General features: G+C 45.1%; 19 protein-coding genes. 12 read left to right on the forward strand and 7 right to left on the reverse strand.

The window, feature by feature from the left end; translation table 11 throughout:
* The first annotated feature begins 10 nt into the window (after window positions 1-10).
* The 9 genes from AC2UZJ_RS00540 (at window position 11) to rpsT (ending at window position 6,451) form a co-directional block, all read left to right on the forward strand.
* Entirely contained in the window at window positions 11-625 is a 615-nt protein-coding gene (locus AC2UZJ_RS00540; protein ID WP_486948168.1) for a MotA/TolQ/ExbB proton channel family protein, read from the forward strand.
* Window positions 609-1,004 (forward strand): ExbD/TolR family protein, encoded by a 396-nt coding sequence (locus AC2UZJ_RS00545; protein WP_486948169.1) that lies wholly within the window; start codon window positions 609-611, stop codon window positions 1,002-1,004. Before AC2UZJ_RS00540 ends, AC2UZJ_RS00545 begins: the two co-directional genes overlap by 17 nt.
* Window positions 1,001-2,071 carry a tetraacyldisaccharide 4'-kinase gene (gene lpxK, locus AC2UZJ_RS00550; protein ID WP_486948170.1) on the forward strand — a complete coding sequence of 357 codons (1,071 nt, stop codon included), beginning with the start codon at window positions 1,001-1,003 and terminating at the stop codon, window positions 2,069-2,071. The genes AC2UZJ_RS00545 and lpxK overlap by 4 nt, the downstream gene beginning before the upstream one ends.
* A 2-nt stretch (window positions 2,072-2,073) precedes the next feature.
* A complete protein-coding gene (locus tag AC2UZJ_RS00555; protein WP_486948171.1) occupies window positions 2,074-2,250 on the forward strand; it encodes a Trm112 family protein in 177 nt (58 codons plus the stop codon).
* A gap of 1 nt (window position 2,251) precedes the next feature.
* The gene (kdsB, locus tag AC2UZJ_RS00560) at window positions 2,252-3,016 is read left to right on the forward strand and encodes a 3-deoxy-manno-octulosonate cytidylyltransferase (RefSeq protein WP_486948172.1); all 765 of its coding nucleotides are present in this window, start codon (window positions 2,252-2,254) and stop codon (window positions 3,014-3,016) included.
* Between the two features lie 65 nt (window positions 3,017-3,081).
* Entirely contained in the window at window positions 3,082-3,738 is a 657-nt protein-coding gene (gene adk, locus AC2UZJ_RS00565; protein WP_486948173.1) for an adenylate kinase, read from the forward strand.
* A 70-nt stretch (window positions 3,739-3,808) separates the two neighbouring features.
* The gene (locus tag AC2UZJ_RS00570; RefSeq protein WP_486948174.1) at window positions 3,809-4,567 is read left to right on the forward strand and encodes a 3-hydroxyacyl-CoA dehydrogenase; all 759 of its coding nucleotides are present in this window, start codon (window positions 3,809-3,811) and stop codon (window positions 4,565-4,567) included.
* Between the two features lie 4 nt (window positions 4,568-4,571).
* Complete coding sequence (murJ, locus tag AC2UZJ_RS00575; protein ID WP_486948175.1) at window positions 4,572-6,128, forward strand: murein biosynthesis integral membrane protein MurJ; 1,557 nt, start codon at window positions 4,572-4,574, stop codon at window positions 6,126-6,128.
* Between the two features lie 56 nt (window positions 6,129-6,184).
* Window positions 6,185-6,451, forward strand: a complete 267-nt coding sequence (gene rpsT / locus AC2UZJ_RS00580) for a 30S ribosomal protein S20 (protein ID WP_486948176.1) — start codon at window positions 6,185-6,187, stop codon at window positions 6,449-6,451.
* Window positions 6,452-6,519: 68 nt separating this feature from the next.
* Here the strand turns inward: rpsT and AC2UZJ_RS00585 are convergent, their stop codons facing one another.
* A complete protein-coding gene (locus AC2UZJ_RS00585; protein ID WP_486948177.1) occupies window positions 6,520-6,804 on the reverse strand; it encodes a DUF3579 domain-containing protein in 285 nt (94 codons plus the stop codon).
* 182 nt (window positions 6,805-6,986) lie between these two features.
* On the opposite strand from AC2UZJ_RS00585, the gene argF reads away from it, so the two are divergent.
* On the forward strand, window positions 6,987-7,916 hold the full coding sequence (gene argF, locus AC2UZJ_RS00590) for an ornithine carbamoyltransferase (protein WP_486948178.1): 930 nt from the start codon (window positions 6,987-6,989) through the stop codon (window positions 7,914-7,916).
* A 13-nt stretch (window positions 7,917-7,929) separates the two neighbouring features.
* Window positions 7,930-8,826, forward strand: coding sequence for an AEC family transporter (locus AC2UZJ_RS00595; RefSeq protein ID WP_486948179.1), 897 nt, complete (start codon window positions 7,930-7,932; stop codon window positions 8,824-8,826).
* On the opposite strand, the gene argG is transcribed toward AC2UZJ_RS00595, so the two are convergent.
* Entirely contained in the window at window positions 8,823-10,175 is a 1,353-nt protein-coding gene (gene argG / locus AC2UZJ_RS00600) for an argininosuccinate synthase (protein ID WP_486948180.1), read from the reverse strand. The two genes, AC2UZJ_RS00595 and argG, sit on opposite strands and share 4 nt — an antisense overlap.
* A gap of 167 nt (window positions 10,176-10,342) precedes the next feature.
* On the opposite strand from argG, the gene AC2UZJ_RS00605 reads away from it, so the two are divergent.
* Window positions 10,343-10,858 carry a hypothetical protein gene (locus AC2UZJ_RS00605; protein WP_486948181.1) on the forward strand — a complete coding sequence of 172 codons (516 nt, stop codon included), beginning with the start codon at window positions 10,343-10,345 and terminating at the stop codon, window positions 10,856-10,858.
* Here AC2UZJ_RS00605 and AC2UZJ_RS00610 read toward each other — a convergent pair.
* The 5 genes from AC2UZJ_RS00610 to AC2UZJ_RS00630 all read right to left on the reverse strand — a co-directional run bounded on the left by AC2UZJ_RS00610 (window position 10,851) and on the right by AC2UZJ_RS00630 (window position 16,187).
* Window positions 10,851-12,362 carry a tripartite tricarboxylate transporter permease gene (locus AC2UZJ_RS00610; protein WP_486948182.1) on the reverse strand — a complete coding sequence of 504 codons (1,512 nt, stop codon included), beginning with the start codon at window positions 12,360-12,362 and terminating at the stop codon, window positions 10,851-10,853. The two genes, AC2UZJ_RS00605 and AC2UZJ_RS00610, sit on opposite strands and share 8 nt — an antisense overlap.
* 6 nt (window positions 12,363-12,368) lie before the next feature.
* Window positions 12,369-12,827, reverse strand: a complete 459-nt coding sequence (locus AC2UZJ_RS00615) for a tripartite tricarboxylate transporter TctB family protein (RefSeq protein ID WP_486948183.1) — start codon at window positions 12,825-12,827, stop codon at window positions 12,369-12,371.
* Between the two features lie 98 nt (window positions 12,828-12,925).
* Window positions 12,926-14,068, reverse strand: a complete 1,143-nt coding sequence (locus tag AC2UZJ_RS00620; RefSeq protein WP_486948184.1) for an NAD(P)H-dependent flavin oxidoreductase — start codon at window positions 14,066-14,068, stop codon at window positions 12,926-12,928.
* 159 nt (window positions 14,069-14,227) lie between these two features.
* A complete protein-coding gene (locus tag AC2UZJ_RS00625; RefSeq protein WP_486948185.1) occupies window positions 14,228-15,523 on the reverse strand; it encodes an aspartate carbamoyltransferase in 1,296 nt (431 codons plus the stop codon).
* A 106-nt stretch (window positions 15,524-15,629) separates the two neighbouring features.
* The gene (locus tag AC2UZJ_RS00630; protein ID WP_486948186.1) at window positions 15,630-16,187 is read right to left on the reverse strand and encodes a SecDF P1 head subdomain-containing protein; all 558 of its coding nucleotides are present in this window, start codon (window positions 16,185-16,187) and stop codon (window positions 15,630-15,632) included.
* Window positions 16,188-16,258: the final 71 nt, after the last annotated feature.

Genomic DNA, 16,258 nt, shown 5'->3' on the forward strand with positions numbered 1-16,258 from the left:
GGGGATACACGTGCTGAGTATTATTCAAGCGGCTGGCTGGCCTATATGGTTTTTATTACTGTGCTCAGTTATTGGTTTAGCGCTTATTATAGAGCGTGGCTTAAGTTTACGCAGTAATCACATTCTTAGCCCCAGTGCTCGTGAGCAGGCGTTTGAACTTGCTAAAGCAGAGCTTATAGACAACCAGCAATTACAACGCTTACAACAAAGCTGTGCTTTAGGCCTAATTTACGCTAGTCTCTTAGCTGTGCGCGAACAACCAGACCTCTTACGCCGCCAAGCCACTGAAGAGGCGGGCTCCATAGTGTATTTTCAGCTCACGCGTTACTTACCCGCCTTGGGCACGGTAGCCGTTATTGCCCCGTTGTTAGGTTTATTTGGCACCGTTGTGGGTATGATTGAAATATTTGCCTCTTACAGTCCTCAAGGCAGCGATCCGTCCCTCTTAGCTAATGGTATTTCCATGGCGCTGTACAATACAGGTTTTGGTATTATTATTGCGGTACCTGCTTTAATTGCCCATCGTTATTACCGTTCTCGTAGTGATTTTCTTCTACACCGTCTAGAAGTAGAGGCCAGTAAACTAAATCGATTTATAGAGCAAACGCATGAACTTCCGCGCTAAACGCCATAATAAAGATGAAATCGCCGTCGATTTCATTCCCCTCATTGATATTTTATTGGTGGTACTCATCTTTATAACAGCTACTACCACTTTTAGTCGTCTACAAGAAATACCCGTTCAACTTCCGAGCGCGGGTGAGCAAAATCTAGCGCAAGACAGTCAAGTGCTTGCTATTAGTCAAGATGGTCAGTACGTGCTTAATGGACGGTATTTAAGTGAGGCCGAAAGCAGCGTGGCAGATGCCCTAGACGCTTTACAAAACAAAGAATCACTTTTAATTTATGCTGATGCCAATGCGCGCCATGCGGCCGTAGTACACGCTCTGGAATCTGCTCGTAACGCCAAATTTGGCAAAATTAGCTTTGCCACGCAACAATGAGTCGTCGCGCCCAACTCGAACACTGGCTGCATCGTCAATGGCATAAGCGTGGCTTATTCAGTGTACTGTTACGCCCTTTTAGCGCCTTGGTTGCTATTTATATAAAAAGAAAAGCCCAGCAGCCTCGTGCTACACTCCATTTTGCCCCCCCTCCCATTATTGTGGTGGGTAATATTATTGTTGGGGGTGCAGGTAAAACCCCGGTGGTATTAGCTATATGTCATTTTCTTAAAGAAAAAGGCTGGCAACCAGGTATTATTAGCCGAGGCTATGGTGTACAGATTGAGGGCGCAGCCCGTATAGGCCAAGGTCAACTCGATGCGTCTCAATTCGGTGATGAGCCTACCCTTTTGGCACAACAAAGCGGTGTACCCATAGCTGTACACCCCAAACGAACCTTAGCCCTAGACGCATTATGTCAATCTCACCCTGAAATTGACGTCATCATTGCCGACGACGGGCTCCAACATCAAGCTTTGCCCAGAGATATAGAGATTATTGTACAAGATGGCCGTGGCATAGCGAATGGCTTACTTCTACCTGCTGGCCCTTTGCGTGAGCATCCAACTAAACTACAACAAGCCGATTGGCTTATTACCCAGTTGTCTGCACAACAAGATTTGCCCTATACTCCTACCCCAGCAAGAGCATCACGCTGTGTGACCATGCAGCTGCTGCCTACCTACTTTGAACAGCTAAGTAGCGGTCAACGGCTTACCGCAGAACGTTGGTTAACGGAGGTACATCAAAATCAAGATTGTATCGCCTTGGCCGCTATAGGGCAGCCAAGCCGCTTTTTCAATATGCTGGAACAATTCGGCATCTCTTTGCAACAGCAAATAACCCTCGCTGATCACAGCCAGTTAGCTGAGTCATCCTTTAGTCAGTTAAAAGCACCTTTATTGCTCATAACAGCAAAAGATGCCGTAAAATATCAATCAATCACAGACTCTCGTATTTGGGTGGTACATGTGGAGCCGCAGTTTTCGCCGTCTACTTGGCTTTATGAATTGCATCAACGCTTACAACACCTTCACGAGATTAAAAATCAAAATAGGGATAAATAACCATGGAATTACACCTACTAGAAGTTTTGGTATGCCCCTTATGTAAAAGTAAACTAGTACGCCAAACTGAGAAAAACCAGCTGATTTGCAAAATAGATAAAATCGCCTTTCCTATTCGTGATGGTATTCCAATCATGCTAGAAAGCGAAGCCACTCCTATCAACCTTGAAGATAGCTAAAATGGCTTTTGTTGCCATTATTCCAGCACGCTTGGCCTCTACACGTTTGCCTAATAAACCCTTAGCAGACATTATGGGTAAACCCATGATTGTGCGTACCGCTGAGCAAGTTAAAAAATCCGGTGCCCGTGCCGTTTATATCGCTACTGATAGCCCACAAGTGGCAGATGCCGTACACGCTTATGATATACCCTACCTACTCACCAAAGCCGAACACCCCACTGGCACTGATCGTTTAGCAGAAGCCATTGAGCTACTAGGCTTAGACGAAGGTGAAATCGTAGTCAATATTCAAGGCGATGAGCCTTTAATCAGGCCTGAGATTATTGACGCTGTTGCTAATCAGTTGCAGCAAAATCCGAACGCAGCCATTGCCACCGTAGCCACCCCTTATCAGCATGATGCCGATTTTTTTAATCCAAATAGTGTAAAAGTAGTATGTGGTCTAAGTGGCCAAGCACTGTACTTTTCTAGAGCCCCTATCCCTTGGTCAAGAGATGCTATGCAGCAAAACCCTCATACCATGGCCTCAGACTTAAATGCTTTACAACATATTGGCATCTATGCGTACAGAGCATGTTTTTTGCGCCAATTCCCTAATTTGCCCCGTGGTCCTTTAGAAATCCATGAATCCTTAGAGCAGTTACGTGCTTTAGAAAATGGCTATAGCATCAGTGTTTATATCAGTCCATCCGCACCTGCACCCGGTGTAGATACCGTAGCTGATTTGAATAAGGTGCGCGAAATTTTTCAAAATCGGTTATAAAGAAAGTTTGCTTATTTTTTATTAACTACGTTCATTAGTAGCTAAATACACCCACAGGAGGACATATGCGTCTAATTTTACTAGGCCCCCCAGGAGCAGGAAAAGGCACACAAGCGGCCTTCATTACCCAAGAATTTAATATTCCACAAATCGCCACGGGTGATATGTTGCGTGCCGCAGTTAAAGCCCAAACGCCTCTAGGCATTGAGGCTAAGAAAGTGATGGATGCAGGTAGTCTGGTGTCAGACGACTTAATCATTGGCTTAGTGCAGGATCGCCTCAAAGAGCCCGACTGTGAAACCGGCTATTTATTTGATGGTTTCCCACGCACTATCCCCCAAGCGGATGCGCTCAAAGAAGCCAATGTAGCTCTAGATTACGTTATTGAAATTGATGTACCTGCCGAAGACATCATTAATCGCATGAGTGGTCGTCGCATGCACCCTGCCAGCGGTCGCTCGTACCACGTGACTTTTAACCCACCCAAAGTGGAAGGTAAAGACGATGTCACGGGTGAGGATTTGGTACAACGCGAAGACGATAAAGAAGAAACCGTACGTCATCGCTTAAATGTATATCAAGAGCAAACCCGTCCATTGGTTGACTACTATTCATCTTGGGCTAAGTCAGGTGATGAAAACGCACCTAAATACTTTAAAATTCAAGGTGTGGGTACGGTAGAAGAAATACGTGCGCGTATTTTAAAAGCTCTGCAGTCCTAAACCTTTTTTAAATCCGGCATTAAGCCGGATTTTCATTACTCATTGCATTACTTTGGGGAAAGCAGATCTGATGATTATTCAAGACAAAGTATTTATTGTTACAGGTGGCGCATCTGGGTTAGGTGCTGGCACGGTTAAAATGCTAGCAGAAAAGGGGGCTAAAGTGGTTATTGCTGACCTCCAAGATGAAGCCGGTAAAGTCTTAGCCAATGAATTAGGCCAAACCTATGTGCACTGCGATGTAACCAGCGCTGAAGACGGCCAAAAAGTGGTGAATACCGCCTTAGAACTAGGCCCACTTTTTGGTTTAGTCAACTGTGCGGGCGTAGCACCAGCTGCTCGTACGGTAGGCCGTGAAGCCCCCCACGATTTAGACCTATTTAAGAAAGTCGTCGATATCAACTTAATCGGGACCTTTAATATGTGTCGTTTAGCCGCCTTTGCCATGAGCAAAAACGAGCCTGAACCCACGACTGAACGTGGTGTTATTATAAATACCGCCTCGGTGGCAGCGTTTGATGGCCAAATTGGCCAAGCAGCTTATGCGGCCTCTAAAGCTGCTGTAGCTGGCATGACACTGCCCATAGCACGTGATTTATCTCGCACGGGTATTCGTTGCGTTACCATTGCCCCCGGAATTTTTGGTACTCCTATGATTTTTGGTATGCCCCAAGAGGTACAAGACTCCTTAGCAGCAAGCATTCCTTTCCCTTCCCGCTTAGGCCGTCCAGAAGATTACGCTAAGCTAGTATTTAGTATTATTGATAACGAAATGCTTAATGGCGAAACGATACGTTTAGACGGCTCCATTCGCATGGCACCAAAGTAATACTATGGGTTTATTACGCTCAGCTGCATTAATTAGCGGCCTCACTTTAATATCGCGCATCACGGGATTGATACGCGATATTTTAATTGCGCGCAGCTTTGGTGCTGGCCCTCTGAGTGATGCGTTTTGGGTGGCCTTTAGAATTCCTAATCTATTACGACGTCTATTTGCTGAAGGCGCTTTCTCTCAAGCTTTTATTCCCATTTTAGGAGAAGTACGTAGTAACGGCACCGAGCCTGAAGTAAGGCAGTTATTAGACCGGGTGGCCCTAACGCTTACTAGCGTACTAATGCTAGTAACAACACTGGGCATATTAGGCGCACCTTGGGTAGTGAGCGCTATGGCTAGCGGTATGACGGCTGCCAATAAACAAACGGAATTTGAAGCCGCGGTCTGGATGACGCGCCTCATGTTTCCTTATATTGTATGTATGTCTTTGGTAGCACTGGCTTCTGGCATATTAAACACATGGAGTCGCTTTGCAGTACCGGCCTTTACTCCTATTTTGCTAAATCTTGCCATGATTTTAGCCAGTGTATTTGCCGCACCCTATTTTGACCCCCCTATTTATGCGCTAGCTGTGGGGGTGATGATAGGTGGTATTGCACAACTAACAGTGCAATGGTTAGCGTTAAGCCGCTTAGGGCTTAGGCCACGTTTTTCATGGCGCGTCTTTCAAGCATGGAGTGATCCTTACGTTAAACGCGTAATAAAGCAAATGTTACCCGCTATTTTAGGGGTTTCAGTCGCCCAAATTTCTTTATTGATCAATACAAATATAGCCACTTGGTTACAGTCTGGTAGTGTGACGTGGCTATCTTTTGCAGATAGATTGATGGAATTTCCTACGGCTCTTTTAGGTGTTGCTCTAGGTACGGTACTATTACCTAAGCTATCTGCAGCCTACGCCAAGGCTGACGTCAATGATTATGAAGCCTTATTAGACTGGGGCTTACGCCTAGTGGTGATGTTCGGTGTGCCTGCAGCTATCGGTTTAGCACTGCTTAGTGATGGTTTAGTGGCCACGCTTTTTAATTATGGCGCCTTTACCGCCGAAGACGTAACACAAACTCAAACCGCGGTGATGGCATATTCCGTAGGCATATTGGCTTTATTAGCGATTAAAATTTTAGCACCTGCTTTTTATGCACGCCAAGATATCAAAACACCCGTACGCATTGCCATTGTAGTGTTAGTATTAACGCAACTTTTAAATTTGATTTTAGTGCCGCGCCTAGCGCATACTGGCTTGGCGCTGTCTATAGGTTTAGGGGCCAGTATTAATGCACTCTGTTTATTATATTTATTGCATAAACGCCACATTTATAGGCCCCAATCAGGTTGGTTACGGTTTATACTAAGGTTAATCCCCGCGCTTGCCGTAATGACCTCTCTTTTGCTGGTGGCCAATCATTACATTGATTGGATAGCACTGGCTTACGCTCCGTGGTTACGCGCTTTATATCTATTAGCAGTAGTAGGTATATGCGCACTGAGCTACGGATTTATGCTTATTTTATTTGGCTTTAGACTGCGTGACTTTACAAGTCATCGCCCCTAATATACAATTACAGTCTTTGCCAATTAAACCTTTTACTTAATTTACTTGATATAAATATGGCTAATACAGCACAAGCTCGTAAACGCGCTCGCCAAGCAGATGCGCGCAACAAACACAACGCCAGCATGCGCTCCATGATGCGTACTTCCATTAAGCGTGTACGTGCGGCAATAGAAGCCGGTGATCAGGCCGCTGCTAATGAGGTTTTCAGCAAAGCGTCCAGCATGATTGACCGCGTTGCTGATAAAAACATCATTCATAAAAACAAAGCGGCTCGTCATAAAAGCCGTCTAGCCGCAGCTATTAAGGCAATGGCCTCCTAAAGTAACTAGGTTTAATTGGCCTAGTTCAAAAAAGGTGCTTAAACATAAGCACCTTTTTTGTATTTAAATTACTCCACCTCTACCCCTGTAGTTTGTAAATCATTATCTTTTGCAAAACCACATACAAAGCTCCACGCTAAGGGCTCTAACTCTCTAAGCCTCACATCTACCACCACACAACGCACGTCATTGATTAAGCGCGGTACCACGTAGGGTGAATATGTGGCATGGCCACCTTTTGAGCCTTCTGGCCTAAATTGAGCCATGACTCCCGCAAGACGCTCTGCCCAATCGCTGGGTCGAAAACGTTGGCCAGAAGATGTTACGCCATGAATTACAAGCTTTGTCGTCATAGGATTCCAAGGTAAATAACGCCAAAAGGCTAATGGATGCAAGCGAGCATTATATCTTATTGCATAGATTGCTCCTACTCATTCTCTATAATAGTCCAACACCTAAGACTAGTCTGCGGGCGGACTTTACTCTATTATAGATCTTTGGCTTATTATTTTTCTTATACAGCTTAAGGTCTAGCATGCAATCAACGGCTTCTATCCGACACTATTTACAGTTTAACGACTTATCTAAAGACGAAACCCTTTATCTATTGGATAGGGCCCGTCTTATCAAAGACCGTTTCAAACGCTACGAGCCCCATCTAACATTACATGACCGTACCCTAGCAATGGTTTTTGAAAAGGCCAGCACACGTACGCGTGTCTCTTTTGAGGCCGGCATGTATCAGCTAGGCGGCTCCGTCATTCATCTCACCACTAATGATTCTCAGCTAGGTCGCTCTGAACCCATAGAAGATACGGCGCGTGTTATTTCACGCATGGTAGATATTGTAATGATCCGCACCTTTGGTCAAGAGCGTATAGAGCGGTTTGCCGAATACTCACGTGTACCCGTGATAAACGGTCTCACAAATGAATACCATCCCTGTCAAATCCTAGCCGATATATTTACCTTTATAGAGCATCACGGTTCTATTGAAGGTAAAACGGTGGCCTGGGTGGGCGATGGTAACAACATGGCATACACATGGCTGCAAGCTGCTGAAACACTGGGGTTTAAGCTACACATTTCTGCTCCAGAAGGTTATAAGCTGGATCGTGATCTTATAGGCAATCCTAAGCCTAACGTTTTTGAAGAGTTTGCTGATCCTATGGAAGCGTGTAGAGGCGCTCACTTAGTCACTACAGACGTCTGGACAAGCATGGGTTTTGAAGATGAAAACGAAGTACGTCGTAAAGCGTTTGCGGACTGGTGTGTGGATGCAGAGATGATGGCGGTAGCAGCACCTGACGCCCTATTTATGCATTGCTTGCCTGCTCACCGCGGTGAGGAAGTGACGGCAGATGTGATTGACGGTCCACAAAGTGTGGTGTGGGATGAGGCTGAAAACCGTATGCATGTACAGAAAGCCTTAATGGAATTTTTAATTTTAGGATTTCAAAACTAAGGTTTTTACGTGTATGTTCGCCACCTTTTTTTTAATTTTGCCCGATTTTTTACTCATGGCTTTAGGGCTTATTTTATTAAGGTGGCAGTTTCTTCCACCTGTTTTTTTTACAAGCGCTGAAAAACTCGTTTATTACGTCTTATTCCCTGCGCTGCTTTTTTCCTCTATGGCTAAAAGCGAGCTCAGCCTACAGCAAATATCCACGCTAGGCTTAGCTACGGCTTTAGTGATGCTTGTGGGTGCCATTGTTGCCTTTTTGGCCCTACCGGCCTTAAAGCCTGATCGCTTACGGCATGCCTCCGTCACTCAATGTGCCTATCGATTTAATTCCTATTTAGCTTTTTCTATTGCCGGCGCAATGGGGGGTCCTACCGCACTTAGCGCTATGGCAGTGATTGCGGTAATCGCCGTCCCCTTAGGTAATCTCTTTGCGGTATCCACATTGGCCCAACAAAACAAAAGTCGCTTATTAGGCCCTTTAGTAAAAAATCCGTTAATTTTAGGTACCTTAGCTGGTTTAGCGTGGAATTTAGCCAATTTACCTTTGCCTGAGTTTATCGCTTTAACTTTAAACCGCTTAGGCTCTAGTGCTTTAGCCATTGGTTTAATTTGCGTAGGCGCCTCTTTCTCTTTATTTGCATTACAAGGGGCGCAACGCTTAGCAGGCTGGATGATAGCAACTAAGCTTCTCATATGCCCCATTGCGGCGTTAATAATTAATATTTTTATGCCCCTAAATGCATTAGAGCAGCAAATGCTGCTGCTCTTTGCTGCTCTACCTTCCGCTTCTAGTACGTACGTGTTAGCAGTACGTATGGGCGGTGATGGCAAGCTAGTGGCTGTTACTATGTCTGTATGCACATTGGCAGCCGCTATTACTATGCCTCTTTGGTTAATGATTACATTCTAGGCATTTTTATCGTTCTTATCATTTTTAAGCTGTGGGATAGCAGAGCCTTCAGCGGGAGCTAATAAACCCACTTGACTGTAGGTAAAGAGCTTATCGCGCGTATCAGTAATGTCTTGATTGCGCATCGTGAGCTGACCAATACGGTCACGTGGGCTAAAGGTGTTATCGCCCTCTTTTTCCATAGTGAGGCGCTCCGGACGGTAAGTGAGATTATCTGAAACCGTATTAAGAATGCTGTAATCATTACCCCTACGCAGCTCTAAAGTCACCTCACCAGTAATAGCGCGGGCAATCCAACGTTGTGCGGTCTCACGCAGCATAATAGCTTGAGGGTCAAACCAACGGCCTTGATAAAGCAGGCGACCTAAACGCAAACCATTTATACGATATTGCTCTATGGTGTCTTCGTTATGAATACCTGACACTAAACGCTCATAAGCAATGTGCAATAAAGCCATGCCAGGGGCTTCGTAAATACCACGGCTTTTGGCTTCAATAATGCGGTTTTCAATTTGATCACTCATACCTAAACCATGGCGACCCCCAATACGATTGGCTTCGAGCATAAGCTCAACTTGATCCGAGTACTCCACTCCGTTTAGGGCTACTGGCACACCTTCGTGAAAACGAATGGTGATTTCTTCTTTTTCTATTTTTACATCATCACGCCAAAATGCCACGCCCATAATAGGCTCTACAATGTGTAGACTGGAGTTTAAAAACTCTAAGTCTTTAGCCTCATGGGTAGCGCCCAACATATTGGAATCGGTGGAATAAGCCTTCTCAGAAGACATTTTATAATCAAAACCGTATTTTTCCATGTACTCAGACATTTCAGCTCGACCACCTAGCTCGTCAATAAACAGTTGGTCTAACCAAGGCTTATAAATTCTGAGTTCAGGATTGGTCAGCAGACCATAGCGATAAAAACGCTCGATATCATTCCCTTTATAGGTACTGCCATCTCCCCAAATGTTAACATCATCCTCTTTCATGGCGGCGACCAACATAGTACCGGTTACGGCACGGCCAATGGGAGTGGTATTAAAGTAAGTAACACCTGCCGTAGTCACATGAAAAGCGCCACACTGTAAGGCGGCAATGCCTTCTGCGGCTAGCTGTTGGCGGCAATCAATCAGCCGAGCTTTTTCAGCACCGTACTTTAAGGCCATGCGAGGAATGGCGTCATAATCAGACTCATCAGGCTGACCTAGATTCGCCGTGTAAGCAAAAGGGATTGAGCCTTTGTTACGCATCCATAAAATAGCGGCGCTGGTATCTAAACCACCGGAAAAAGCAATGCCCACCTTCTGGTTAACAGGAATATTCTCTAAAATCGTTGTAGTCATAATGAGTCCAGGTATACGTAAACAGTACACAAAGTATAAAAATAAATAATCTACCTATTATATCGCTCATTGCTTAGGCTTTCAGCAAAGAATGTTATGCTTAACATTTAGCATGGCATAATGCTAGATATTTTATTATTTTGTTATTGATTTGGGCTCTATAGAGCATGACCAGCACACACATTACTCAAACCACCCATTGCTTTACACTCCAACAATTACGCGCGGCTACCCAAGCGGGCGGTGTAGCTGGCGTATCCTTAAAAGGCCATGGTAATGGTTTTTTTATTCAAATTCAGCTGCGCACCGGCCAACAAGCTGTGTTAGTTACAGCACGCAGTAACGCACCCCGTATGTTTAAAGGTCCGGCTCAAGCATTTAGCTTGTTGCGCGGTGTGGGGATTGTAACGGGTAGCTTTGATGTTACGCATTACACGCCCGAGCAGCAGCAAACGGATAACATCAAAAGCAGTAATAAAATCACAAAAAAGACTGCTAAAAAGAAGCCACGTGCGAAGAAGATTTCTACCTTGGCTCCCACTACGGCCCCAGTAATTACTGAGCCAGACACCGCCCAACCTTCTCTAGTTGATCCTCGTATTCAAATCGACGAAGATGAAACAAAGCGACTCAAAAAAGAGCAAAAAGAAAAACCCATGGTTGTACAACAAAGCCTTATTTAAACTGAGCTCTTTCTTGAGCAAGAGCACGCTGTTTCAGACGTCTAAAGGCAACTAATGCCAACATGGCAAACACAGCCGCCATACACACTGCACTAATAGGGCGTGTTAAAAACACCGTCATATCACCACGGGATAATAATAAAGCGCGCCTAAAGTTTTCTTCCATCATGGGTCCAAGCACAAAACCTAAAAGCAAGGGCGCTGGCTCAAAACCTAAACGTGATGAGACAAAACCAAACAAACCTATGACTAAAACTATACCCACATCAAATAGATTATTATTTGCGCTATATACCCCTATGCATATAAAAAATAATACAGCGGGGTAAATAAGCCTATAAGGCACCGATAACAGCTTAACCCACATCCCTACTAACGGGATATTTAAGAACAACAGCATCAAATTGCCTATCCAAAAGCTCGCAATTAGCCCCCAAAATACCGTAGGGTGATCTGCCATCAGCTGCGGACCCGGTTGAATATTATGAATCATCATGGCACCCAACATCAGTGCCATCACCGCATCGCCCGGAATCCCTAAGCTTAAAGTAGGAATAAAGGCAGTTTGTGCGGCGGAGCTATTGGCAGATTCAGGCCCTGCTACCCCCTCAATCGCCCCTTTACCAAAACGACTAGGATCACGGCTAGTCTTTTTTTCAACGGCGTAAGACATAAAAGAAGCGATGGAGCCACCCGTACCCGGTAAAATACCAAAAAACGCCCCCAGACCGGCACCACGACCTATGGCCGGTATGGATTGCTTCAGCTCTCCCTTTTCTAGCCGCATCGCGCGCCAACCAATTTTTGATTTGCTCACAGCACTGCCTGTACCCAATTGATTAGCATGAGATAACACATCTGCAATACCAAATAACCCCATGGCTACAGCCACCACCACTAAACCGTCTTGCAATTCAGGAATGCCAAAAGTAAAACGTGAGACGCCTGTATTAATGTCAGTACCCACTACCCCCATAATTAACCCTACAAGCACCATGGCTATACCTTTTAATGGCGCTCCAGTCGTTAGTGTAGAAGCAGCTAATAGCCCTAATAACATCAAGGAAAAATACTCAGCGGGGCCAAACTTAAATGACAACTCTACGAGCATAGGCCCAAAGGCCATGATCATCATAATGCCTATAGTTGCTCCGGTAAAAGAAGAAATCATGGCAATAAGTAGTGCGGAACCGGCTCGCCCCTGCTTGGCCATGGGGTGCCCATCTATACACACCACTGCATGGGTGGGTGTGCCAGGAAGATTTAAAAGTATGGTGGTGGTAGCCCCGCCATAACTGGTGCCATAGTACAGACCTGCCAACATCATTAAAGCACCTGCAGGATCTAAGCCGTAGGTGACGGGTAGCAACATAGAAATAGCGGCTAAAGCGCCGATTCCAGGCAGTACTCCTATTAAATTACCTATAAATACCCCAATAAAGGAGTACATCAAATTATTTAATGACAGCGCTGTGTTAAAGCCTAAAAGAATGTTATCTAACATGAATTATTATCCCCAGCGCAGTAAAGGAAATTGCATTTGTAAACCATAATGGAAAACAACTATGGCCATCGCTGTTAGGACCAATGCCACAAGGAGCGCTGTTTTGACTGAGTTTTTTTTGTCGGCTAAAGAGGCGACAAAAGCTAAAACAAAAGTAGCAGGCACCAGCCCCCCATAACGACCTAAAATAATAAACAACAAAATGGCGACAATAACTAAAAGCCAAGCACGGTATTGTGGCACAAATACCGCGGTAGATTCCGTGTTTTGGGGCTCTGGAGGGCTAAGGGCAATGAGCAAGGCCACCAACATGAGACCAGCACCTAATAAAAGCGGAAAATAACCAGGACCCATACGCCCCAATGAGCCCACCTTATAGTTCAAGCTGCCTAGTACTGTGGCCATACCAATAAACAGCATTAGGAGCGCCGGTGCCAACTCCTTTTTATTTATCCCAAATTTCATTGCAAAAAGCCCGATATAATGGCTGAAAAATAGATCATTATATCGGGCTACAGCAATCTGTGCTCTGTCTTCTCCAAGAAAATGAATTGCTAAAGCCGTTAAGCCATAGAAACTCTCGCAGGCTGCACTACAGGAGTTAACGCACTAAGTAAATAATCCATTAGCTCTTTAACTGGAGCAATGGCTTTGCCTAAGGGTAATTTTTCAGAACCACGGAAAAACAATCCACGTTTAACATCACCTTCTAAGGCATAAGCTAATTGTCTATCAATACAAAACTGGCCACTTTTAGCAACCCCATCACGCAGGCCGCAAAAGGCCAAGCAATCAAAGCCTTCGGAACATTCGCGCTCAGTGGCCACTTGTTGTAGTTTAGATTCTTTGTGTAAATAAGAATCTAACCAAGGTGTACGTACAGCGCGGGCGGGTAAACCAGCAACACTCATAAAAGTCACAATGTCTTCGGGCTCCGCTTCAACGAGGACTTTTTTGAAATTTTCATGAGCATCCCCCTCTTCCGTCACCGCAAAAGCACTGCCTAACTGCACGGCGCTGGCACCTGCAGCTAATAAGCGTTGCACTTGCTCGGGACTATGAATGCCACCAGCTACAATCAATGGAATAGGCGCAATACCTAGTTTCTCAAACACCGCTTGCGTTTGACTCAAAGCGATTTCGTATTGGTAATTTTCATTATCAGCCTGCGACATATCGGCTAGGCCTAAATGCCCGGCAGCAAACTTGGGGTTTTCAATCACAATGGCATCAGGTAGACGATTCTTACGCATCCATTTACGTATTACTAGCTGAATGCCTCGCGCGTCAGATAAAATAGGAATGAGTGATATCTCAGGAAAATCCGCAGCTAGCTCTGGTAAATCCAGAGGTAAGCCAGCTCCCACTACCACCGCATCAGCACCACTTTCGCACGCTTGGCGAATGTACTCTGGATAAGCAGATACCGCTTTCATTATGTTAACGGCAATAGCACCATTACCTGCCGCTATGACTTTAGCGGCTTTAATTTCACGGTCTAAGGCCTCTAAATTGCAGGCATTAATATTTTCTTTAGATGCATCTTGAACGGTACGCGCCATAAGATCAGGATGATGGCGACGCAAATCCACACTGGAAATAGTGCCCATTCCCCCTAATTTGGCTACATTACCCGCTAAACGCTGGGCTGACACCCCCACTCCCATGCCGCCCTGCACCAAAGGTAGAAGGGATTTATTTTTCATTTGAAAACGCTGAATTCCTTTATATAACACCGCACTATCCTTAAAATTAGTTAGCTATATCTATAGCTGATAGTGCTACTATGCCTATAAAAAAACAAAGCAACCTTAATGTGCATCAAGGTTGCTTCATTTACATCAAAATAGCGTCAAGAAATACAACTAGTACATACCATGAAAAACGGCGTCTTCCGGGCCAATATGTGAAGGTGGAGACCACGTTACATCGCGCAGTGAATGCTGCACTAAGTTCTCCACACCCAAGAGCACAGCAAAAATCGCCATACGTACAGGAATACCATTATCGGCTTGACGGAAAATCGCTAAGCGCGGATCGTGATTTAAGTCCACGCTAAGATCATGAGCATCTTCGCGGCTATCGCGCGGTAAGGGGTGCATAATAATCACATCTGGTTTGGCATAGGTCTCAATCAATGCTTTATTGATTTGAAACTCTGCACTATACCCTTCTAGTTGCTCTTCACTAAAACGCTCTTTTTGTACTCGTGTGGCATAGATCACATCGGCTTTTTCTAGACTAGCTGTCATAGAATTCGTTTGTTCAATGGTGTGATCACCACGGGCTGCTACGTACTCGATAATTTCCGCTGGCATCTCTAAGCCCGGGGGCGACACCAAAGTAAAAGTAAGCCGCTTGTAAAGACTGAGCATTTTCATCAAGGAATGTACGGTACGACCATATTTCAGATCACCAGTGATGGCAATGTGTGCACCATCTAACAATTTACCTAAGCGTGAGAACTCAGTCAGTATGGTATAGAGATCAAGCAATGCTTGACTAGGATGCTCACCCGCGCCATCCCCGCCATTAACGACGGGGATATTCGTCGCTGCAGCAAACTCCGCCACCGAACCTTGCTCTGGATGACGTATTACCATGGCGTCTACATAACCACTCATCACGCGACTGGTATCATAAATAGATTCACCTTTAGCCATAGAAGAAAAAGTAAACCCGGTGGTATCACACACCGAACCACCTAAGCGACAAAAAGCTGCACCAAAACTTACCCGAGTACGCGTACTGGCCTCAAAAAACAAATTACCTAGCACTGCCCCCTCGAGCACTCGCGACACCTTTTGCCTACGGGCTACGGGCTGCATAATGTCAGCAATACGCACTAGCTCTTCCACAGACTCACGCGTGAACTGCTCTACAGAGAGCAGCTGATGTTTACCGGCAATCGCAATACGATCACGTAAAGGGCCACTTTGGGAGTTCTGTGCATATTTTGCTAATAAAGCTTCGTTTTCTACGATCTCCGTCACAAAACGCTGCACTACCTCGGGCATACCACGGTACTCTTGAGAACCTTCAGGCAACAACCACGTATCTAATGCTCTACGCTTAACACCTATACGCGCAGCAAATACATCGCGCGTTAAATTGAGTCGACGCATCGCGTCACGTAAAAAAACCTGTTGAGAAACAGCCATAACACTAATCCAAAAATATACGCAATGCGTATAGTTTAGCGCGTAGCTATTCTCAACAGGTGATTTTTACTGCTTTATTTTTTGTGTTACTGCACAAAAACAACAATTACATAGGGTTAGCGTCTTGACCAGCAATAATTTGAGCTGCAGTAATAGCATTATCTTTAGTGCCCACCATAAACACTAAACGGCCTTCATCAATGGGCTCCGAATAACCAGGAATAGCTAATAAAGTGCCATCAACCACTAAGGCTAAGCGCTTACCTGGGTTATTTTGTGTGATGAGAGCAAGACGTTGGGCCGCATCCTCTTTTAAGGTTAAGGCGAGTAAACCATCTCCTTCAGCAGATGTGCCTGCCTCTATGCTGGCTAAATCATTGCGTGTGAGAAAAGGCTCTGGCTCCATGTACAATCTGTTTGAGCTATCAAGATCCACTTCTACCCAATCACTTTGGGGATTTACATCAGCTAAGAAGACGAGTAAGGGCTCAGCCATTTGCGCCTCAGGCGCCTGGGTAACTGGCTCTGTACGCTCAGCTTGCTCTACCCCAGGAGTGGTAGAAGGTGCTGCAACATCACCTCCGGACGGCGGAGTTTGACAAGCCGCCAATGCTAATAAGGCCACGGGCGCGAGAATACGACTTAGGGTTTTTAACTTAGGCATATATACCTTCCTCTTCTTTATAATAGTAAATTGTGCTTACCGTAAAAAGTTTAACAGCATATGACGCTAAG

Source organism: Paenalcaligenes sp. DL 309, from assembly GCF_057475285.1.